Here is a 20,255-nt window from a genome sequence, read left to right as displayed (position 1 = left end):
CGCGGCCATGACCACCTCCAGCTTTCCCTTTGGCCCTATCTCGGCTGTGCGCGGGCGCGCCGTTGTTATCGCCGGTGACGACATTGACACCGATCGAATCATTCCAGCCCGTTTTCTTAAATGTGTCACCTTTGATGGGCTTGGCGAGCAGGTGTTTGCCGATGATCGGGCCGAGCTCTCTGGGGAGCATCCCTTCGATCGAGCAGAGCTGCAGGGAGCCTCTGTGCTTGTTGTGAACCGCAACTTTGGCTGTGGCTCAAGTCGTGAGCATGCTCCCCAGGCGTTGATGCGCTGGGGCATCCGGGCGGTGGTGGGGGAAAGCTTTGCTGAGATCTTCTATGGCAACTGTCTGGCCTTGGGAATCCCCTGTTTCACCTCATCTCACGCCAGCGTGCTGAGTCTGCAAGAGTCGCTGATCGCCGATCCTGGCCAGGAGCTGAGCTTGTCGCTGGCTAAGGCCACCCTGGAAGCCTCCCGGGGGCAGCTTTGGCAGCTAGAACTCCAGTCCGGTCCCCAGCAGATGCTGGCTTCTGGGCAATGGGATGCCACCTCCCAGTTGCTGGCCAACGACGGCGAGCTGGCTCGCACCGCTGCATTGTTGCCCTACATCAACGGCTTCTAGGCTTGGGCACGAAGGGTGTGCCATTGCCGTTGAAGTTAAAGTCGTTGAGTTTGATGCGGATGCCGCCGATGCCGTCGTAGGGGCTGTAGTAGACCCCGAGCTCGTAGGAGCGGCGTTGCAGTTTTAATTCCACATAGGAATAGGAAACGTCGCCATAGAATTCGGAGCCATTATCAATGTTGAAGGTGGCACCAGCTTCCAGCACAATTGGACCATAGATCTGTTGGGCTGCTTGAAAACTAAGGGTGCGTAGATCTACCGTGCGATCAAAGCCAAAGGGGCTGGCTCCATTTAAAAAGGTGCCAGCGATTGAGGCGGAGAAGCGGGTGTAATCGAATACGGGTCGATCAAACTGTCCCAGCGTGAACGAAGGTCCGCCCCACAGGGTGAGGGTGTTTTGGTTGGCGCCATCGCTATAGGTGGCTGTGTAGCCACTGGCTCCGAAGTTGATTCCCAGGCCTGGTACTACCTGCACAGGTGCATAGCGCAAGCCTCGCTTGGGATCTTTGCTGGAATCAAGGGCAGACCCCTGCCAAAGCTGCAGGGTTGTGCTTGCTGCCAGGTTGGCATAGCTACGCCATAAAGTATCAAGAGTGTTTGTTTCAAATAGTGCTGCTTCGTAGGCTCCAGACTGGGCTGCCCAGTTGAGATTCACCGGTGCTAAGTAGGGAGCTTTTTGGGGGGCAGCCTGAGCCTTGGGCTGATTCAAGACTACGTTGCCAGCTAGATTGGCGCCATAGGAATAAACTACGGTTTGAAGTCCCAGGCTGCCATTGTAAATGCGCTCGCGATAGGATCCAAATAGATCAGCGTTTGCGCTTGTATGGCCAGGCAGGTTGAGTGGAGCCGTCAGGCGGCTGGTGCTGCGGATGCCGGATCGGAAGTTGTCTGGGTTGAGGGTAGACAGGCTGGCTTCAGCATTTAATGAGAGCCAGCCCATGGGCAGGTTGAGTCCCGCCAGCAGGCCGAACATATCTGCGAGCTTGGCGGTCTGTTCGCTGGTGGGATTAGCCAGGCTTTGTCCAGGAAGCACATAGCTACTGGTACGGCCTTCGATGGCCCGCTGCACATTCAGCTGGGGCTGGAGTTGCAAGCTGCCCCGCTTGCCTATTTTTATTGGCTCCATATTGTAGCCAATAAAGAAGCCATCTCGATCTTCCTTATCCGTATCCCAGGCAAAACGAGCTTCTTCGGCGCCGATGGTTGTGTTTGTGATTGCCGGCAAAGAAACTTTGCCGTCCAGCAGAATCTGGCTGCTGCGGCTGTTGATGCGGGTCACGCCGCGCCCATCCATAACGGCCACCACCTTGCGGGCCAGGCTCCAAGAGGCGGCAGGAGTGAAGGGATCGTTGGTAAAAGCAATTTGTTCGGCAGTCCAGCGGTTGCCTCTGATTTGGATCTGGGCTCCTTGAAAGCGAATGCGGCTGATCGTGCCCGCTTTGTTTGCGGGCGGGCGGTAGCCCTGCCCATTGCTGTTGAGCGAGTCCGTGGTGTCAATAACGGCTCCCAGGTCGAGCTTCAGGCTGGTGCTCCAGCTCTGCTGGAACGTCACGTTGCTCACCTTTGAGTCCACGTCTGGCAGCTGCTCGATCTCAGTTGCTTTAACGACAGGTTTCCCAGATCCCATCGAGATCGCCTGTGCCTGCGGGCCGCCCGCCTGGGGGGGGCCGAAAGCAACTGATTCCAGTGCCCTATTTAGAGATAGAGCTGGAGTCGAGAGCTCACTGCCAGGGCAGCCGGCTGGCGCTGGCATGGTGGGCAGGCTGCTGCGACCTGGTGGCAACACCCGCACCAGCGTTCTATTGGCAGGATCTGCGCTGAGTGGCGGACAGGCAAACGCTGGTTGGCTGAAGTTAGACGGCAGACTGTTCGTTTTGGCGTTGGGATCTGGGGAGTTGACCTCTTTAAAATTGACCTCTTTAGAATTGACTTCTTTAAAATTGATGTCCCGGGCAAGGGTGTCCTGCTCGATAACGCCATAGACGTCGTCAAGTTCGCCGCTGTCTTCTAGTTCGCTATAGCGCAGACGGCTTGCTTGTAGGTATTGATCTCCTTTGATCAGGCGAATTTGCCCGCTGGCGTAGACACTGCGGCTGGCTTCTGCCAGTTCGACTCGATCTGCCAGCAGGCGCCAGCCATTGAAGCGGGCTTCTACGTTGCCGGTGGCAACAAACCGGCCCAGTTGCTGGTCGTAGCCTTGCTGGTCGGCCTTGATTACAGCAAAGTTGGGAGCAGGAATAACGGAACTAGAGGCTTTGACTGCCCCAGGCTGGCTGGGAATATCACCTGCCAGAGACTCTGGAGCGAATAGGACGGATAGGCAAGCAGCTGCTAAAAGTTGGTGAGCGAGCCTTTTTAAAGGCGATTTCCCCAGAGGCACTCGGTGGGAATTGCCAGCCAAATCCATCAGCCCTTAATACCTTCTTGAGCCCGAAGTGTTGAAGGAAGTGTGTCTGAAATTGGCACGATTAAATCAGGCGCAGCAGGTCCTTTTGGGGATCATCCCACAAACAGAATCAGGATCTTGCCTGCCTAGTGCCAGCTGATCAATCTTCCAGGTCTTTACGGCTCGGGGTGCGGCTGGGGTCGCTGGCCAAAAAGCCGAACACAAAGATCCCGATAAAGAAGAAGACGACCGAATAAACCGAGATCTTGAGGGCGAGCATGGTTCGGCCTTGGGGAATGGCGAGCGGGTGACAGGGAGTGACAGGCGCGTTGAAGTGCCTAGTCGACCCCGCAGCTGCGGGATCATCCTATGGGACTCGGCTTGCCATCCAACGATGCCTGAGGCCTCAGGACTAGGGCAGACCCCACGGATTGAAACGATTCAGTCACGTTTGCGGCCAACCCATTCGCGCTGGGATCTCCAACCACTCTGGCGCTGCGTGCAGGCGGGAGGGCGGTTTGGCCCAGCCCTTGACGATCCTTGGGGCCAGCAATGTCGTCCGGATTGGGCAGCGCGGGGGTTGGTGATCTGGCCGCGGGGTGGCCAGCGGCGGGAGCTACGGCTGCGGCTGGTTTGCCCGGCGACCTGGCTGCAGCTGCAGCAGCCAGAGCCCGTTGCCCAGGCCCGGCTGGTGCTGCGCTGGTGGGCCGACCAGGTGGAGCTGCGGGTGGATGGTGTGCCGGTGCATGGCGGCGACCTGTTTGACACCGCTTGCCGCTGGTTGCTGCCCGAGCGCTGGTGGCAGGGGGAGGCCCTTGAGCTGGAGTTACGCCTGCGCAGCCCCTTGCACGACGACGGTGCCCTGATCGAGAGCCGTCTCGAGCTCGAGCCCCTGGATCCAGCCGATCCGGTGGATTTGTTGGCTGAAACCAAGGCTGAGCTTGCCCAGCTGCGCAGCGGCGAACCGCCGACGGGTCGGTTTCATGTGTTGGGCCATGCCCACCTCGATCTGGCCTGGCTCTGGCCGGTGGCCGACACCTGGCAAGCGGCCGAGCGCACCTTCACCTCTGCTCTTGATCTGATCGAGCGCTTCGAGGAGTTGCATTTCGGCCACTCCACACCGGCCCTATACGCCTGGCTGCAGCAACACCGGCCGGCCCTGTTCGCCCGCCTGCAGCGTGCGGTGGCAGCCGGTCGCTTTGAACCGATCAACGGTCCCTGGGTGGAGAGCGACTGCGTGCTGATCAGCAGCTCCTCACTGCTGCGCCAGTTTCAGCTGGGCCAGCAATTCAGCGCCGCCAGCTTCCCTGAGCTGGAGCACTATCTGGCCTGGTTGCCCGACAGCTTTGGTTTCGCCAGCGGCCTGCCGGCTGTGGCTCGCAGCACCGGCGTGCGTTGGTTTTGCACCCATAAAATGGCCTGGAACGCCACCAATCCCTTCCCCCACCGGCTGTTTCGCTGGCGCAGCCGCTGCGGTTCCGAGCTGCTGGCCCTGATCAACGCCCCGATCGGCACCGATGGCGATCCCGTGGCGATGGAGCGCTATCGCTTGGCTTGGCAAGGCGCGACCGGGGTTGATTCGGCTCTGTGGCTGCCCGGAGTGGGCGACCACGGTGGTGGCCCCAGCGCCGAAATGCTCGAGCAGCTGAGGCTCTGGCAGCAGCAAGCTGAGGCTGCTCCCCAGCATCACGGCAGCTTGCGGGGTTATTTGGCTGACCTCGAGCGGCTGGCGCCCCGGCTGCCGGTGTGGCGCGACGAGCTTTACCTGGAGCTGCATCGCGGCTGCGCCACCTCGCGCCCTGATCAGAAGCGCCACAACCGCACACTCGAGCGGCTGCTGCGGGAGGCGGAGCTGGCCCAGGCCCTAGCCGGCGAGCCGGAAACGGTCGACTGGCGAACGCTGCTTTTCCAGCAGTTTCACGACATTTTGCCCGGCACCTCGATTCCGGAGGTGTTCGAGCAGGCCGAGCCCCAGTGGCGGGCAGCGCGTCGCAGCGCCTGCCTGCAACGGGATCGGGCTCTGCAGGCCTGGCTAGGAGCTGGTGACGGTGAAGATGACGGTGTGGACGTGGGTGTGGGTGTGGGTTGGTGGGTAGCCCAGCTCCAGCCCCTGCCTCCCCGGGCCCGCAGCCTGCGGGTGCCGTTGGGCTGCTGGAGTTGGGGCGGTGTGAAGCTGCCGTCCCAGCCGGCCCGGGCTGGCGGCCAGTGGCTGCAGCTGCCGCCCTTGGCGGGCGTGGCCGCCCTGCCCCTAGAGCGAACGGTCGCAGCGGCGGCCCCTCAGGCAGCTCAGGTTGAGGCAGCTCAGGTTGAGGCGCCGGTGTGGCGAGAGGGCTGGCGCTGCGGCAACGGTTTGGTGAGTTTTGAGCTGGGTCCGCGGGGCCTCGAGCAGCTGTGGGATAGCCAGGATCAGCCCCAGTTGGCAGGCCCGCTGGCCTGGCGGCGTTTTGCCGATCGAGGTGAGTTTTGGGATGCCTGGGACATCGCCACGGGCTACCGGGACCATCCGCTGGCCTGGCAGTGGCAGGGCGAGCCGAGCTGGCTGGAGCAGGGCGAGCTGTGCACAAGTTTTGTGTGGCGGGGCCAGTGCGGGGCAAGTGCGGTGCGGCTTGAGGGGCGCTTACTTGCCAATACCCCATGGCTCGAGCTTGTGCTCAGCGTCGACTGGCGCCAGCGCCATGAGCTGCTGCGCCTGGAGATCCCCCTGGCCCAGTCGGCCCAGCGCTGGGCGGCAGATACCTCCGGTGGCGTGCTGGAACGGCCAGCCCAGCCGGCCACTGCCCGCGAGCAGGCCCGCTGGGAGCTGCCAGCGATCAGCTGGATCGCTTCTGTGGCTATTGGCGGCGGCTTGGCGGTGCTGCTCGATGGGCCCCAGGGGGTGTCGGCTAGTCCGGAGCAGTTGGGTGTGTCGCTGCTGCGGGCGCCTACTTGGCCCGATCCCGGCGCCGATAACGGCCTGCAGCGCCTGCGGCTGGCCCTGGCGCCCTGCCCAGCAGGCTGGTGCCGGGCCCAGGTGCCCAAGCAGGCGGTGGCCTTCAGGGAACCGCTATGGCTGCGGCCGGCGGCGGCCCAGGGCCGGCCTAAACGACATCAGGCCCTGCCTCCCCTGGGCGAGGGCCTGTTGCTACTGGGCTGCCGGCCGCTAGGGGAGTCGGGTGACGTGGTGCTCACTGTGCAGAACTGTTCCCCTTGCCGCCGTTCCCTGGAGCTGGGAGAGCGCTGGCAGCTGCTGGAGCGACTTGATGGCCTGGATCAGCCTCTGATTACCCAGGGAAAGCTCTCTGAAGATCCCTGGCTGCTGGCGCCGTGGAGCCTGGGTTTTTGGCGAGTGCGACCTGATTGGGTCAGCGCTTAGGGCTCAGTCGTCGTGGTCGTCAAAGGGGTCGGTGAGGCCCTTGGAGGGCGGCCCGAAGGCTTGGTACACCCCAAAACCGGTGAGTGAAAGCAGCACCGCCAGCACGGCGAGGGCCACGGAAAGGGCCGGGGAGCTGGTGGTGGCGGTGGGGTCCATGGAGGCGGAAGGGGAATGGAGGTGACGGGTTGCGTCACAACTCTCGACGGACAGCCGCGGCGCGGTACGCGAGGCCCTTACAGTACTTAAAGCGAATCCATGCCCGAGAGGCTGCAGCAGACATGGCCCAACGCACCCGCCTCGGAGACATCCTGCGGCCACTCAACTCTGAGTACGGCAAGGTCGTTCCCGGTTGGGGCACCACGCCCGTCATGGGCATCTTTATGGTGCTCTTCTTGGTGTTTCTGCTGATCATCCTGCAGCTGTACAACAAGTCCCTGCTGCTCGAGGGCATCACAGTTAACTGGAACGGCCTCGGCTGATGAACGTGTTTGGCATTGGCTTGCCTGAGCTGGCGGTAATTGCCGCTATCGGGCTGCTGGTGTTCGGACCAAAGCGGCTGCCGGAGCTCGGTAAAACCCTGGGCCGCACCCTTAAGGGTTTTCAATCGGCCTCCTCTGAATTCGAAAAGGAGCTGCGCACGGCGATCACCACCTCCGAACCTGTTGCGGCTGACCTCCCAGTTGCAGTTTCTGCAACTGAGCTTGTTTCAGCTGACGCCTCCCCGGCTGATGCTCCAGAGCTGATTGAGCAGCCTCTCGATGGTCCCGCGGCCTGAGTTGTCGTTGCAGTTGGTGGTGGGCCTGGGTAACCCTGGAGCCAAGTACTCAGGTACTCGCCACAACGTGGGCTTTATGGCCCTTGAGCGTCTAGCCGATTGCGCTGGTGGTCCATCTTTTCGACAGCAGCAAAAGCTTCAGGGCTTGGTGGCTGAGGTGGGTTCGGGGCCTGCCCGGCTGAGGCTGTTGATGCCCCAGACCTACATGAATGAAAGTGGTCGCTCGATCCGCGCAGCCCTTGACTGGTTTGGTTTAGAGCCCGCCCAGTTGCTGGTGGTGGTTGACGACATGGACCTGCCCCTCGGCAAGTTGAGACTGCGGGCTACGGGCAGTGCCGGGGGGCATAACGGCCTGCGCAGCACCATCAGCCACCTAGGTACCCAGGACTTTCCGCGGCTTCGTATTGGTATTGGCGCCCCCGCCCAAGATCCCGGCGAGCGCCGCGCCCGCACCGTTGGCCATGTGCTCGGACGCTTCACGCCTGCCGAGCAGCCCCTGCTCGAGGAGGTGCTGCGCGAGGTGGAGGCAGGTATTGGCCTGATCCAGCGCCTCGGCCTGGAGCGGGCTGGCAACCGACTCAACGGTTTTCAGCCCCAGGGCGCGGCAGCCTGAGCCGATGGCACGCCTTCCCTCCACCACTGCCCAGTTGCGGGTGCTGCACCAGAGCTTCAGCCAGCGGGTGCTGGAGGGAGAGGTGAGTGCGGGCGGCTACCAATGGAGTTTCCGCTGGGCCTTTGACCGCGGTGAACTCAGCGTTGAACCTTCTTTGGGCAGGGCTCTGATCCAGGACGCCCTGCTGCGTTATCTGCTCAAGGTCGACTACCAGCTCGAGCCTGGCGGTGACTACATCTTTACGGTTCGGGCCCGTTTTTAAACCGATTTAGCCTCCGGCGACCGGCAGCGGCCATTGCCTCAGCAGCTCCTGGTTGCTGCGCTGCAGGGTCATCCCGCAATAGCGCTCAATCAGCAGCTGGGCCACCACATCGTCGATATCCCGGGGGGGCAATCGCAAGCCCGCCGGCAGCAGCCGCCTCCAGTCCTTAGGAGGCCACAGTTGCCAATAGCGCTCGCGGGCCGCCAGGGTGCTGCCGCTCTCATCCACCACAGCTAGCGCCAGCCGCTGCTGGCCAAGCCGGCTGCGCCAGTCTTGGCTACCGGTGCCATTGCCGAGCACAACCTGGCCAAGCCCCACTTGCTGCCAGCTTTTGAGCAGGGCGAGGCAGGCTTGCGGGGGCAGGATGGCAGCCTGCCGGATCTGGCCAAGGGCAGGATCAGCCAGCACTAGACCGCATTTGCTGCGCCCGGGATCTAGGCCTGCCACCAGGCCCGCCGCAGCGCCCGTCATGGGCGGCGAGGGCCCGGCCCCGATTGGGCGGGAGATGGGGCCACCACCCAGCGCAATTCCACCGCAATTGGGTCGGCGGTGCTGGCGCTGTTGATGGCGAGGGCCTCTAGTTGGGCAACCTGGCCCGGCTGGCGCTCGCTCAGCTCCCGGGCCAGCTGTTTGAAGCTGGCCGCATCGAACTGCAGCCCTTCCACCAACGTGCCCTGGCGCTGGGCTCGGGCATAGGCAGCGGCTAGCAGCAGGTTGAGTCGCCGCGAAACCGGCTCCAGGGCTGTGAGGTCGCCCTCGATCGTGGTGCTGGCCAGCACTTCACCTGCTTTAACTACTGGGCGGTTGGGGCGTAGGTCTGGGAAGGCAAGCACCTGTCGCTCGCCCCTCAGCACGTTGGCGGCCGAGAGAATGCTCACCACCCAGCTGCCGGGTTTGGCGAGCAGGCCTTCCAGCTTGCTGATGTCATTTTTGGGTACCAGCAGGATCTGGCGATCGGGGGGCTGGCCGGGCAGCACCCGCCTGAAGGCGTTGAGATTGGCCTGCTGCAGCAAGGCGGTGATAACCTCCTTGGCCTGCTCGGGGCGCTCAAGGGTCACCTTGGCGCTGGCCAGGGTCTGACCGCTGCTGAGCACCACGTCGCCGCGGCGCAGGGCAATCAGGTTGCCCTCCAGGTCTTTAAGTTCTTGGGCTCCGGCGCTAATCCGGCGGCGCACCTGGGCTAGTTCCGCTTCGGTGCGGCGGATTTCCGCATCCCGCCCCTTCACCTCCTGGCTGAGACGGCTGCGCTCCAGCTCCAACTGGTTGCGCTGGGCTAGAAGTGGCGCCAGCTCTTGGCGCAATTTGCTGGCGCGGGCTTGGGCCTGCTCAAAGCGCGTCTGAGCCTCGCGTTTGCCCTGTTCGGCCCGTGCCACCTGCAGGCGGCTGCTGGCTAGTTGGCTGTTGCTGCGGCTCAGTTGGCTGCGGCTGGTTTGCAGCCGTTGCTCCAGTCGATCGAGTTCAAACAGGCCCGTGCGCAGCCGCTCGCTTACCAGCAGCATCAGGCCGAGGGAGATGGCACTGATCAGGCTGCCAGTGAGCACCGTGATCAACACGGCGGTGCGGCGGGGCCGCATCCCCAACAGGCTCAAGCGCGCCTTGCCCACCAGGCTGCCAAGTCGGTCGCCCAGGGTGGAGAGCACTCCCCCCAGGGCGAGCAGAGCGAGGATCAGCAGCCAGCCCGTCACATACGTCCCCGGAGGGCCCCAGTATCCCTGGCGTTCAGCTGAAGCGCTTGGCTAGCGCGATTGGATCAAACACAGTGATCTTTTTGCGGTCGATCTGAACCAGCCCGTCGTTGCGCAGGTCGCCCAGCAGGCGAGTGATTGTGACGCGGGTGGAGCCAATCGCTTCGGCAATCGCCTGGTGGGAGAGGCGCAGATCAATCGTGATACCTTCCGAGCTGGGAACGCCGAAATCTCGGCACAGCACCAGCAGGAAGCTCACCAGCCGCGAACTCATGTCGCGGTGGGTGAGGGTTTCGATCATCGTTTCGGTTTGCAGTATTCGCGAAGACAGGCCCTGCAGCAGCAGCAAGCCCACGCTGGCGTCCTGCTCGATCGCCCGGCGCACGGAGGTGGCTGGTGCGGTCACCATCTCGACCCTGGTGAAGGCCACAGCGTGATAAAAGCGATCGGAGCGCTGGCCCGTCAGCAGCGAGAGCACACCAAACAGGCTGTTCTCGCGCAACAGGGCCACGGTGATCTCCTCGCCGGATTCATATACCCGCGACAGCCGGACCGCTCCGCGCCGCAGCAGATAGACCCGCTCAGCTGGATCGCCGGGAAAAAAAATCGTCTTGCCCCGTTCGATCGTCTCGACACTGCTGCCGGTCAGGCCCCGGATCACTTCCAACAGGGTGGGGTTGCCCTGGCCGGCGCTTCCCATCACGCCAGGGGCACCCGTCGATGGGGTGTTGGCGGTACGGCTAAATCCGTGGGTAGCGCCAACCATCAAGGTCTTGGCAAGTGCCGGGACCCTAAGGATCACCCGGGGGGCGGCTTGTAGCAATACACACGGTTTGAGACGACACCGTCGGCGCCCCCTGCGCACCAGTACGTATGTTTCCACTAGGGATGGTGTCGTTTGCTTGTGGAGCGGCCCAATCCCGCTACATTCAGCTCCGCGAGGCCATGGGCTGCTCGCGGCGCCCCAGGTCTGTTTTTCGATTTTCAAGGTTCTTATTCAGGTTGTTCATGACCGCGAGCTTGCCCGTCTCAGGCCTCACCTCCTCCTCTGGAGCTGGTTTTCCGGCGGTCCAGCACCAACCTCAGCGCTCTGGCCATCGCCCTTTGGCTGTGGCGGCTGCCGTGTCTGCCCCCGCCTCTGCCCCTTCTGCTGCGCCGGCATTGCGGCTGGTGGCCCAGTCGGAGGGCTTACTGCAAATCCATACGGCGCCTTTCCGCGGCAGTTACGGTGCCGTGCTCAGCCAGGCCCTACGTAGTGCCGGCTTGGGCAGCCGGGTGCTAGTTACTCAGTTCCTTAAGGGAGGCGTAGATCAGGGCCTCGGCAGCAGCGTCTGGCTGTGTGGGCGACTGCAATGGCTGCGGCCCGGAGTGCCCGGCTGTCTGTCAGAGCCAGCTGCCCGCCAGGGGCTCGAACTGTTGGAGGCGGTGCGCCAGGTGTGGGCCTTCAGCCGCGAGCAGCTGCTCAGTGGTGCGGTGGATCTAATGGTGCTCGACGAGCTGGGCTTGGCTGTGGAGCTGGGCTACATCGAGCAGGTTGAAGTGCTGGCAACCTTGGAGCGCCGACCAGCCCATTTAGATGTCATTTTGACAGGGCCAGCCATGACTCCTGAGTTGATGGCCATGGCTGATCAGGTCACCCAGTTGCGCCGAGGCCTCTGATGCTGAAGAACGACCGCTGGATCAACGAGCAGGCTGGGGCAGGAATGTTGCAGCCATTTCAGTCGACCCTGGTGCGCCACCTCGATCCCGAGACGACGGGCTCGCCGGTGCTCAGCTACGGCTGCTCTTCCTATGGCTACGACTTGCGGTTGTCGGCTAAGGAATTTTTGATCTTTCGGCATGTGCCTGGCACCGTGATGAACCCCAAGCGGTTCAATCCGGCAAACCTCGAGCCCGCTCCCCTGCGCCATGACGAGGATGGATCTTATTTTATCTTGCCAGCCCATTCCTATGGCTTGGGAGTGGCACTGGAGAAGATGAAGGTGCCATCAAATATCACGGTGATCTGCCTGGGTAAGAGCACATACGCCCGGCTAGGCATCATTGTTAATACGACGCCAGCGGAAGCCGGCTGGGAGGGTCACCTCACCCTGGAGTTCAGTAATTCTTCGGGTGCTGACTGCCGTATTTATGCAAATGAGGGAATCTGTCAGCTGCTCTTTTTTGAGGGCGATCCCTGTGAGACAACCTATCAAGATCGGGCTGGTAAGTACCAGCATCAGCCCGAACGGGTTACCTTGGCGCGTATCTAGTTCCCAGCAAAATGCCCTATGGGGCGAGCCTGGCTTTATGTAAGCGGCTCTTTTCATACCAGTCAGCAAATTGGGGTGTCCAAGCCTGCAGATGGGGCCACATCAGATCACAGAGCTCACGGATCTCCTGCTGGGCATCGAGCTTCGCCCGCAGGTCAAGGAAGTGCAGAAATGCCCGCAAGGTGAAGCTCACCACGAAGTGCTGGCGGTAGTCGAAGGGCAGGATGCCGCGGGCGTGCTCCTCGGCGAAGCCAGCCGCCAAAAGGTCGCGGTAGCGAGCCGCCGCAGCCCTGCAGAGCTCTAGATCTATGTAGCGCTGCTCTTCGGTGTAGGCGTATTTCTTGCCTTGCCGGTCGCTATAGCTACCTACGGGCCGTAGATAGAACACCTCCTCTAGTTCCAGCTCATCATTGGCGGCCTTGCAGATGCGATCGCCGGTGTAGCGCATGGATTGCACGTCAAAGCTCACCCCCACCCGGTGGGTCCGTGCCTGCTGCATCACTGAGTGGGGAAACCAGCCAACGTTGAGCACGATCTGGGCGTGCTCCAGGGGGCCGTAGTGGCCCCGCTCTCCGGCCAGCAGCCGCTTGATGCAAATTTCTCCCGCCTTGGTTTCGTCCGGCCAGTTGGCGGAGTCTGCCGCCACAAAGCCCTCGCTGTAGTCCTGATGCATTCCCGCATAAACGCACTGCTGGGGGTTAGGCGTGGCGGCGATCAGGTCAACGCGGAAACGGGAATCCATGGCGGGCGTCAACCGTGGCTGCGGGGTCCGGCCATCGTGGCAGTAGCTGGCTCCGCTGCCGCAACTTCGCCAGCGGGTTGGCTCAGGTTGCTGACGGCGCCTACCCCAGCCAGGGCAGGTAGGGGCTCCCTGGCGATCAGGGCGCTGCTGAGAGCGCGCAATTCGTTGAGGCTGCGGGCGCCAATCGAGCGGCCCACCGCTTCACCGGCAGCATTGAACAGCTCTAGTTGGGGAATGCCGTTGACGTCGTAGCGCTCCAGCTCCGGCTGCCAGCGCGGATTGTCAACGTTGAGCAGCACCACATCAAGCTGGCCGCGGTGTTGGGCTTCGATCGTTTCCATTGCCGGAGCCATGGTGCGGCAGGCGTCGCACCAGTCGGCGTAGAACTCCACCAGCGTTGGCTTGCCATTGCGCAAGGCCACGGGTAGATCCAGGGATTGGCGCGCCAAGCGCTCCAGTGGAGCCTCCGGATTCAGTCCGCCCCGGAACCACAGCAGGCCCGCTGCCAGTAGGGCCGCCAGCACGACTAGCAGCAGCCGTTCGCTTGGCCCCAGGCCGGAATTCGGTGTGGAGTTGGTCATGACTGCACTTTGCCAGTGCTTGCTAGCGTTTTGCGGAGGTAAGCGTGCTGTTCTCGCGAACCGGATCCTCGTGAAACGGCGCCTAACCCTGCACTTTCCCCGCGAAGCGGTGCATCAGCCGATCACCTATCGGCTGGCGGTGGATTTCGACATCGCCGCCAAGATCCTGCGCGCCCAGATTTCCCCCAACCAGAGCGGCACCATGGTGGTGGAGCTCTCCGGCGATATCGACGAACTGACGGCGGCGGAGGCCTGGCTAGAAAGTCAGGGACTCGGCCTCAACCGGGCGCCGGGTCAGATAGCCGTAGACCGCAGTCTCTGTGTTGACTGTGGCCTCTGCTCGAGCGTTTGCCCCAGCGGTGCCCTCAGCTTGACCCAGCCGGCTTGGCAGCTGCAATTCGATGCGCAACGCTGCTTGGTGTGCGAACAGTGCATTCCGAGTTGCCCTCTGGATGCGATTTCCCTGGTGCTGGCTCCCCCGTGATGGCGATGTTGCGTCTGCTATTGCTGCCCTTGCGGGCGCCGATGCTGCTGGTGCTGGTGGTGATATCGGTTTACGAGGGCTTGCAGTGGAGCCAGCCGCTTGAGGGTGCGGCAGCGTCGGGGATGGGGCAGTTGTCCAGCTTGTTCTGGTCGCTTGATTGTCTCCACGCCTTGCTGGTGGTGGTGGTGTGCACCATGCCCGACCTGCTGCTGCAGCGGATTTCCAATTTGATGGCCGCCAGTCGGGTGATGAGCCTGGTGATCAGCCTGTTGATCGTCACGGTGGGTGGTCTCTATCTGCTCCACCTCAAAGTGCTCACCAATGTGCTGATCCTGGGCACCACTGTGTTGTTGGCACGCCTTGATCTAGCTCGGATTCGGGTGGCACCCCCGCCGGTGCTGCTGGCAGGGGTGCTGGGGGTGCTGGTGTTGTCAGGGGCATGGGTGGGCCGCTGGCTGGCAAGCGGTGGCTAGCAGCTAGCCAGCGGCCTCTCTTGGAAGTTCCAAAAGTTGCCGAGCACTTTTTTGACGTACAGCCGGGTTTCCGGGTAGGGGATGGCCTCTATCCATAGCTCCGGTTCTTGTTGCAGTTGGGGTGTCACCCAGCCAGCGGTGGCACCGGGGCCGGCGTTGTAGCTGGCAGCCATCAGCACGGGGTTGCCCTGCCACTGGCCCAGTAGTTGCTTTAGGTAGAGCGCGCCTAACTTGGCATTGCGGGCTGGGTCGGTGAGGTCATCGGCTGCCAGGGGCGTGCCGGCTAGTTCGGCGGCGGTGGCGGGCATCAGTTGGAGCAAGCCGACGGCACCGGCGCCGGAGCTCACCCCCGGGCTGAAGCGCGATTCCTGTTTGGCTACGGCTGCCACCAGGGTTGCCGGTACCCCGGCGGTTGAGCCAGCCTCCTCGAGCTCCGCCACGAAGCTGGCGGTTTGCAGGTCGAGATCAAGCTGTTGGGCCAGGGCGCAGTTTCCATTCACCGGTAGGCGCAGGCTGGCTTGCTCGAGTTGGCCGAGTCCTATCCAGTGGTCTCCCACGGCCCGGCGTAGCCGGCCTTCCGTAATCAGCTTCTGGGGACTAGTGGGGGGGGAACTCCGCTCCGTGCGCCAGTGCTCCCAGGCTTCCAGGGGTTGGCCCAGGCGCCAGAGCCGGTCGATCTGCCAGTCGCCGCTGCCAAGGGGGTTCCATTGGGGTTGCACAAGGGCCGGGCTGCTGCGGGGATCGAGGTTGAGATCGCCGCGGCCTAGTCGCACCGCCGCCCGCCAGCCGTAGTAGCCGCCGGGATGCTGTTTGATCAGATCACTCCAGGTGCGTTGTGCTTTGGCGGTGGCGCCTTGCTGCTTCTGGCTGAAACCCAGCCAGAAGCGCTGGCGTCCCACCAGCCCCACTGGCAATTTGCGACCGATCGGAGCACTCAGCAGCGTTGTGGCCGTTGCCCATTGGCGCTTGAGCAGGGCCTGGCGGGCTTGCTGCCACTGCAGTTCCCAACTGGCTGGATCGTTGGGCCAGCGCTGCAGCACCGCCAGCGTCGCGCCGATGTCGCCACTCTCCATTGCCCGCCGCGCCTGCACCGGGGCCGTGGCTTGCAGGGCAGAGGGCAGCCCCTTCAAGGCCTGGAGAGCCCTGGGCCCGGGCTGTTCGCTTAGCAGGGCTGCGGCCTCGCTGGCCTGGCTGGAGCGCGGCGCGGATTTGGCCAGTTGCAGCAGCAGACTTTCGGCCTGGGCCTGCTGCTCGCTGCCGCCACCGAGCAGGGCCCGGCTGAGGGCTAGCTGGGTTGCTGGGCTCGGCGGACTGCCCTTGAGGCAGCTCAGGGCAGCGGCCGAGTCGCCTAGCTGGGCCAGGCCCCTGGCCAATTGCTCCCGCTGGCTAGGGGTAGCTGCTGCCGTCTTGCTCTGGCAGGCCTGGCGCAAGCGTGGCCCCGCACCGGGCCAGCGCACACCGTGACGGGCCAGGTGCAGGGCTGCCTGGAGGCGATCTGCGTCGCTCGGGCCCGCCTCCACGGCGGCTGCTAGGGCCGCGGGATGGGCGGCGAAGCGGCTGCGTAGTTTCTGCCGCAGCTGGGGCTGCTGCCGGCCCAGGGCATAAAGCCCATCGGCTGAGGCGGGCGTGTGGGGGAAGCGCCGCACAAGCTGCTGCCAGCGTTGCTGGGCGGCTTTCTGATCACCCAGGGCTTCGGCGGCCAGGGCATCGCGTTTGAGCACCAGGGCTGCTAGCTCATCGCCACCCCAGCCCTGGCCGCGCAGCAACCGGCGCTCGCCGGCTAGGTCGCCTTTTGCCTGGCGCGGCAGCAGCAGCAAGCTGGCCTCCCGCCGCCGCTCCGGATCGGGCGAGAACCGCCGCAGGCGCTCCAGGGTTGGGGTGGGTGTGCTGGGGTCTGGCGCGGGAATCAGGGTCAGCAGTGCCCTGCCGCCCACCAAGGCGGCGCCGCTGCCCAAGCAGGTGAGGGCCAGCAGCAGGGGGAGGCGAGCCAAGGGCAATAGCGGCGCAGCTTCGGCATTCTGGGGAGGTGTGAATCCCACTTAGCTGGTGCGCCTGCCCTCCCTACCCCCCTATCTCTCCACCTTGCCTGGGGCTGAGCAGCGTTTGCGGGCCCTGCGGGTGCTGGCGGTATCGGGCCTGGTGCTGCTGCTGCGCCCCTTTTGGCCATTGAGCTGGCTGCCGGGCTGGGTGGTTGGTGCGCTGCTGCTCTGGACGATTGGCGAACTGGTGGTCTGGATCTGGTGGCCCCGCCGCTGGCGCTGAATGGGCTCAGGCCCCTACCTGGCCCAGGCCAGCCATGGTGAGCGCTTTGCAGCAGCCCACGTAACCTGAGCACCACTGAGGCATCTGCTGCTGCCCATGGCCGACCTGGCTCCCCATCCCGTTGGCCTGCCCCTGCGGGGTGGTGTGGCCGGTTTCGGAACCGATGGCATCCGTGGCCGGGTGGGAACCCAGGTGAGCCCGGCTTTGGCTTTGCAGGTTGGCTTCTGGTGCGGCCAGGTGTTGCCCCAAGGGGCGCCGGTGCTCATCGGCATGGATTCCCGCAGCAGTGGCCCGATGCTGGTGGCGGCGCTTACCGCCGGGCTCACGGCTGCAGGTAGGGAGGTATGGACCCTGGGTCTATGCCCTACGCCAGCGATTCCTGGCGCCATTCGCCGTCTTGGCGCGGCTGGAGGTCTGATGGTGTCCGCCAGCCACAACCCCCCTGAAGACAACGGCATCAAGGTGTTTGGGGCTTCCGGCGCCAAACTGAGCCGCGGCCAGCAGCAGGCGATCGAGGCTGGGCTGCAGGGGGTGGGGGCTGGCCTGGCTATAGGTGCTTCCGGCGGCTTCTTGGGCACAGGAGTTGTGCACGATCGCCCCGATTTACTGGCCGACTACCAGCGGTCCTTGGTGGCGAGCGTCATGGGTCGGCGCTTGGAAGGTTGCAAGATTGTGCTGGACCTTTGTTGGGGCTCGGCTTCTGCCTGTGGAGAGGCGGTGTTTAGCGCCTTAGGCGCAGAACTCACCGTGCTGCACGGCAAGCCGGATGGAACCCGCATCAACGTGGACTGCGGCAGCACCCACCTTGAGCCGCTCAGGCGCGCGGTGCTCGAGAGCGGAGCCAGCATGGGTTTTGGCTTCGATGGCGATGCAGATCGGATGCTGGCGGTGGATGGCCGGGGCCGGGTGGTGGATGGCGATCAGATCCTTTATCTCTGGGGATCGTCCCTGCTTGATGCGGGCCAGTTGCCGGCCAATCGCATCGTTGCAACGGTGATGTCAAACCTCGGCTTTGAGCGTGCCTGGCAGGCCAAGGGAGGGGTGCTCGAGCGCACCGCCGTTGGTGATCAATACGTCCACCAGGCGATGGAGCAGATGGGCGCTGGCCTCGGTGGCGAGCAGTCGGGACATATTTTGTCGGCCCGCCATGGCATGAGTGGCGATGGGCTGCTCACCGCTTTGCAAGTGGCCACGTTGTTGCATCGCAGTGGCCAATCACTGGCCGATTGGATGGATAGCAGTTTCAAGCCCTACCCCCAGATTCTGGTGAATGTGACGGTGCCAGACCGGCAACGGCGCCAGCAGTGGCAAGCCTGCGAGCCGCTGCGGCTCGCCGTGGAGCAGGCGGAGATTGCGATGGAGGGTCGTGGCCGGGTGCTGGTGCGCGCCAGTGGCACCGAACCACTGCTGCGGGTGATGGTGGAGGCTGCCGATCAGCAGCTGGTGGACCACTGGTCAAGCCAGCTGGCCGCCGCAGCGGAGCAGTACCTCAACGCGGCCTAGTTTCTAGGCATTCCCGAGCCAGGCTCAGGGCTCCGCTGCAGGCATCTGCGGCGGGGATCTGCAGTTGCGCGCCTGGGCAGCACTCCTCAAGGCAGGCCTCCAGCCGGCAGCGCAGCAAGGCAAGGTGCTCCAGCGCCCCGCCCATGGGCCACACTCGCGGGGCACTTAGCTGCAGCCTTGTGCCGATGGTGGCTGCCATTAATGCCAGGGCCTGGGCGGAGCGCTCCACAACGGCGGCGGCCCCAGCATCACCCTCGCTAGCGGCGACTGCCACCAGCGGTGCCAGGCGGGCAAAGCCCGCGGCCCCGAAGCCAGGCTCCACAACCAAAGCTTTGATGGCTTGAGCGGCCTGGGGGTCGCCTGTGCTCACATTCAGTCCTGCCCAGATCCGTGCTCGCAGGGGCGAATCGGGCTGGCGTCCATCCGCCATCGCCAAGCTGAGGGCTAGGCCATCGCGGCCGATATCCGTGGCCGAGCCAGCCCCATCTAGCAGCCAGCCCCAGCCGGAGCAGCGGTGTTCCTGGCCTGCAGGATTGCGCCCCACGGCAATCGAGCCCGTGCCGCTAATCAACAGGATGCCTGCGCCGCCCTGGTGGTTGCCCATGGCTCCGCGCAGGGCAGTGCGCTCATCTCCCGTGACTACTACGCGCTCCAGGGGTAGTTGCAGAGCCTCGGCCGCCAGCTGACAGCCCAGCTCCTGGACGGAGCTGCCCACTTCGATGCCACTGGCGCCAATGCCGGCGGCTAGCAGGGACGTGCCGGTGGGCGGCAGATGCAGGCGGGCCTGCGCCAGGCTGACTTGAAGGGCCTGGCGGAAGCGGGCGGGGCCGTCGGCTGCGGCCAGATGGCACACTCCAGGCCCCTGGCCTTCACCCAGCATTTCACCACTGCAGGCATCGCTGAGGCGACAGCTGGTGTGGGTTTGGCCGGCGTCGAAGCCGGCAATCAGGCTTGGCTCAGCCACGACCTTCGGCGCGGCTAGCTCCGGCCGCCAGGGTGGCGATGCAAAACCAGCCGCTCAGTTGCACCTCCGGCCGGAAAAAGATCGTGTCGGTGAGTCCCTGCACCGTGAGCCCAGCAATTACGGCGATCGCCGCCAGGGCCGGCAGGCTGAAGCAGCTATCACTGCGCCAGAGGCTGGTGGCGCTGCGCAGGCTGGCCAGCAGCAGGCCGATCCCGGCCAGCAGGCCAGGAATGCCGGCTTCCACCGCCAGTTCCAGGGGGATGGAGTACGCGCTGAGCGCGTTGAACTTGGGTTGCTGAAACAGCGGATAGATCTGGTTAAAAGCGTCGTTGCCGGGTCCGATGCCAAGCCACGGGCGGGCCTGGACCATATCCAGCGCTGCAAGCCAGACGTTGATGCGGAAGTTGTTGGAGCTGTCTTGCCGGCCGGCCACCAGGCTCATCACCCGCACTCGCAGCGGCTCCACCTGGGTAACCAGAACTACTAAGAGGGCAGCGCCGCCAATTAGCAGCAGCAGGGGAAACAGGCGCCGCCAGAGCAAGGGCCAGGCCCGGGTGGCGCGCACGGCTAGTAGCAGCAATATCACTGCCGCTTCGGCCACCAAACCCATCCAGGCGCCGCGGCTGAAGGTGAGCACTAGGGCGGCGACGCCCAGCACCAGGGCAGTGAGGGCAAAGAGCTTGCGGGCTCGCCCCGGCCAGCGCAGCAGGGCCACGAGGGCTAGGGGCAGCACCGGCAGCAGATACCCCGCCAGCAGGTTGGGGTTTTCGAGGGTGCTGTAGATGCGCACCGTGCCATCGGCCACGGAGTTGGGGTCAGCCCAGCGGGCTAGTTCGCCGCTGTCGCCGTAGAGCTGGCGGATGCCGATCACGCAGGTGACCAGGTTTCCAGCCAGCAGCGCAGCCACGATCCGGTCCCACCAGACCGGAGCCAGGGTCAGCAGTTGGCGCATCAGGGCGTAGACGCCCAGATAGCTCACAAGTTTGACCAGCCCCTTGGCGGCGGCCAGGGGCACCGGTGAGAAACCTGTGGCCAGCAGGGCGATGGCCAGGATCCCCAGAATCCAGCGGTCGATCTCCACCAGCGGTCCAGGGGTAGTGGTCAGGGCCAGCAGCAGCCATAGGAGGCCACTGGCCAGCACCAGCAGGCTGAGGCCGCTGCGGGTTACCAAGGGCAGGCCAACCATCAGGGCGCAGAGCACCAGGCCGGCTATCAGGGTTAGCTGCCGCCCCAGGGGACCACTGTCAGCGCGCTGCAGGCAGCCCTGCCAGCGCAACAAAATTGGCATTGGGGGGGCGC

Annotated in this window: 23 protein-coding genes; 12 read left to right on the top strand and 11 right to left on the bottom strand. The window is 64.1% G+C overall.

The window, feature by feature from the left end; genetic code table 11:
* Positions 1–7: 7 nt before the first annotated feature.
* Positions 8–622 carry a 3-isopropylmalate dehydratase small subunit gene (locus tag KBY99_RS09735; protein WP_254998846.1) on the top strand — a complete coding sequence of 205 codons (615 nt, stop codon included), beginning with the start codon at positions 8–10 and terminating at the stop codon, positions 620–622.
* Here the strand turns inward: KBY99_RS09735 and KBY99_RS09730 are convergent.
* Positions 609–3,023, bottom strand: a complete 2,415-nt coding sequence (locus KBY99_RS09730; protein WP_254998844.1) for a DUF3769 domain-containing protein — start codon at positions 3,021–3,023, stop codon at positions 609–611. The two genes, KBY99_RS09735 and KBY99_RS09730, sit on opposite strands and share 14 nt — an antisense overlap.
* A gap of 145 nt (positions 3,024–3,168) precedes the next feature.
* Positions 3,169–3,288 (bottom strand): photosystem II reaction center protein I, encoded by a 120-nt coding sequence (locus KBY99_RS09725; RefSeq protein ID WP_006172424.1) that lies wholly within the window; start codon positions 3,286–3,288, stop codon positions 3,169–3,171.
* Positions 3,289–3,402: 114 nt separating this feature from the next.
* On the opposite strand from KBY99_RS09725, the gene KBY99_RS09720 reads away from it, so the two are divergent.
* Complete coding sequence (locus KBY99_RS09720) at positions 3,403–6,360, top strand: alpha-mannosidase (protein WP_254998842.1); 2,958 nt, start codon at positions 3,403–3,405, stop codon at positions 6,358–6,360.
* Positions 6,361–6,363: 3 nt separating this feature from the next.
* Here KBY99_RS09720 and psbN read toward each other — a convergent pair whose 3' ends face one another.
* Positions 6,364–6,516 (bottom strand): photosystem II reaction center protein PsbN, encoded by a 153-nt coding sequence (gene psbN / locus KBY99_RS09715; protein WP_106632281.1) that lies wholly within the window; start codon positions 6,514–6,516, stop codon positions 6,364–6,366.
* 122 nt (positions 6,517–6,638) lie between these two features.
* On the opposite strand from psbN, the gene psbH reads away from it, so the two are divergent.
* The 4 genes from psbH to KBY99_RS09695 are packed head-to-tail and all read left to right on the top strand — an operon-like array spanning position 6,639 to position 8,010.
* Positions 6,639–6,839, top strand: a complete 201-nt coding sequence (psbH, locus tag KBY99_RS09710; protein ID WP_094559148.1) for a photosystem II reaction center phosphoprotein PsbH — start codon at positions 6,639–6,641, stop codon at positions 6,837–6,839.
* On the top strand, positions 6,839–7,135 hold the full coding sequence (locus KBY99_RS09705) for a TatA/E family twin arginine-targeting protein translocase (protein ID WP_254998840.1): 297 nt from the start codon (positions 6,839–6,841) through the stop codon (positions 7,133–7,135). Before psbH ends, KBY99_RS09705 begins: the two co-directional genes overlap by 1 nt.
* Complete coding sequence (gene pth / locus KBY99_RS09700) at positions 7,119–7,748, top strand: aminoacyl-tRNA hydrolase (RefSeq protein WP_254998838.1); 630 nt, start codon at positions 7,119–7,121, stop codon at positions 7,746–7,748. The genes KBY99_RS09705 and pth overlap by 17 nt, the downstream gene beginning before the upstream one ends.
* A 4-nt stretch (positions 7,749–7,752) precedes the next feature.
* Positions 7,753–8,010 (top strand): DUF3146 family protein, encoded by a 258-nt coding sequence (locus KBY99_RS09695; protein ID WP_106632284.1) that lies wholly within the window; start codon positions 7,753–7,755, stop codon positions 8,008–8,010.
* Between the two features lie 6 nt (positions 8,011–8,016).
* Here the strand turns inward: KBY99_RS09695 and KBY99_RS09690 are convergent, their stop codons facing one another.
* Genes KBY99_RS09690 through ntcA form a run of 3 tightly spaced genes read right to left on the bottom strand, consistent with a single transcriptional unit; the run spans position 8,017 to position 10,395 of the window.
* A complete protein-coding gene (locus KBY99_RS09690) occupies positions 8,017–8,481 on the bottom strand; it encodes a resolvase (RefSeq protein WP_254998837.1) in 465 nt (154 codons plus the stop codon).
* Entirely contained in the window at positions 8,478–9,695 is a 1,218-nt protein-coding gene (locus tag KBY99_RS09685; protein ID WP_254998836.1) for a DUF3084 domain-containing protein, read from the bottom strand. Before KBY99_RS09685 ends, KBY99_RS09690 begins: the two co-directional genes overlap by 4 nt.
* A 34-nt stretch (positions 9,696–9,729) precedes the next feature.
* Positions 9,730–10,395, bottom strand: coding sequence for a global nitrogen regulator NtcA (ntcA, locus tag KBY99_RS09680; RefSeq protein ID WP_409996557.1), 666 nt, complete (start codon positions 10,393–10,395; stop codon positions 9,730–9,732).
* A 308-nt stretch (positions 10,396–10,703) separates the two neighbouring features.
* Between ntcA and KBY99_RS09675 the strand changes: the two genes are divergently transcribed.
* Together KBY99_RS09675 and dcd are read left to right on the top strand one after the other, a co-directional pair.
* Entirely contained in the window at positions 10,704–11,354 is a 651-nt protein-coding gene (locus KBY99_RS09675; protein ID WP_254998834.1) for a cob(I)yrinic acid a,c-diamide adenosyltransferase, read from the top strand.
* Complete coding sequence (gene dcd, locus KBY99_RS09670; RefSeq protein WP_254998831.1) at positions 11,354–11,947, top strand: dCTP deaminase; 594 nt, start codon at positions 11,354–11,356, stop codon at positions 11,945–11,947. Before KBY99_RS09675 ends, dcd begins: the two co-directional genes overlap by 1 nt.
* Positions 11,948–11,963: 16 nt before the next feature.
* On the opposite strand, the gene thyX is transcribed toward dcd, so the two are convergent.
* Entirely contained in the window at positions 11,964–12,689 is a 726-nt protein-coding gene (thyX, locus tag KBY99_RS09665; RefSeq protein ID WP_254998829.1) for an FAD-dependent thymidylate synthase, read from the bottom strand.
* An 8-nt stretch (positions 12,690–12,697) separates the two neighbouring features.
* Positions 12,698–13,270 carry a thioredoxin domain-containing protein gene (locus KBY99_RS09660; RefSeq protein ID WP_254998827.1) on the bottom strand — a complete coding sequence of 191 codons (573 nt, stop codon included), beginning with the start codon at positions 13,268–13,270 and terminating at the stop codon, positions 12,698–12,700.
* A gap of 70 nt (positions 13,271–13,340) precedes the next feature.
* Here KBY99_RS09660 and KBY99_RS09655 point away from each other — a divergent pair, with 70 nt between their 5' ends.
* The gene (locus tag KBY99_RS09655) at positions 13,341–13,754 is read left to right on the top strand and encodes an NIL domain-containing protein (RefSeq protein ID WP_254998825.1); all 414 of its coding nucleotides are present in this window, start codon (positions 13,341–13,343) and stop codon (positions 13,752–13,754) included.
* 5 nt (positions 13,755–13,759) lie between these two features.
* On the top strand, positions 13,760–14,227 hold the full coding sequence (locus tag KBY99_RS09650) for a hypothetical protein (RefSeq protein WP_315857981.1): 468 nt from the start codon (positions 13,760–13,762) through the stop codon (positions 14,225–14,227).
* Here KBY99_RS09650 and KBY99_RS09645 read toward each other — a convergent pair.
* Positions 14,224–16,218: a lytic transglycosylase domain-containing protein gene (locus KBY99_RS09645; protein ID WP_254998824.1), complete on the bottom strand. Its 1,995-nt coding sequence runs from the start codon at positions 16,216–16,218 to the stop codon at positions 14,224–14,226. The genes KBY99_RS09650 and KBY99_RS09645 overlap by 4 nt on opposite strands.
* Before the next feature lie 55 nt (positions 16,219–16,273).
* Here KBY99_RS09645 and KBY99_RS09640 point away from each other — a divergent pair, with 55 nt between their 5' ends.
* A complete protein-coding gene (locus KBY99_RS09640) occupies positions 16,274–16,489 on the top strand; it encodes a DUF4175 domain-containing protein (RefSeq protein ID WP_254998822.1) in 216 nt (71 codons plus the stop codon).
* A 96-nt stretch (positions 16,490–16,585) separates the two neighbouring features.
* A complete protein-coding gene (gene glmM / locus KBY99_RS09635; protein WP_254998820.1) occupies positions 16,586–17,992 on the top strand; it encodes a phosphoglucosamine mutase in 1,407 nt (468 codons plus the stop codon).
* Here glmM and KBY99_RS09630 read toward each other — a convergent pair.
* The gene (locus KBY99_RS09630; RefSeq protein WP_254998819.1) at positions 17,979–18,956 is read right to left on the bottom strand and encodes an N-acetylglucosamine kinase; all 978 of its coding nucleotides are present in this window, start codon (positions 18,954–18,956) and stop codon (positions 17,979–17,981) included. The two genes, glmM and KBY99_RS09630, sit on opposite strands and share 14 nt — an antisense overlap.
* Positions 18,949–20,244: an IctB family putative bicarbonate transporter gene (locus tag KBY99_RS09625; protein WP_254998920.1), complete on the bottom strand. Its 1,296-nt coding sequence runs from the start codon at positions 20,242–20,244 to the stop codon at positions 18,949–18,951. The genes KBY99_RS09630 and KBY99_RS09625 overlap by 8 nt, the downstream gene beginning before the upstream one ends.
* Positions 20,245–20,255 lie beyond the last annotated feature (11 nt).

Source organism: Cyanobium sp. Maggiore-St4-Cus (genome assembly GCF_024345615.1).
Classification (GTDB): Bacteria; Cyanobacteriota; Cyanobacteriia; order PCC-6307; family Cyanobiaceae; genus Cyanobium_A; species Cyanobium_A usitatum.
Note: the sequence above shows the minus strand (reverse complement) of the source record. Positions and strands in the feature narration are given on the sequence as shown.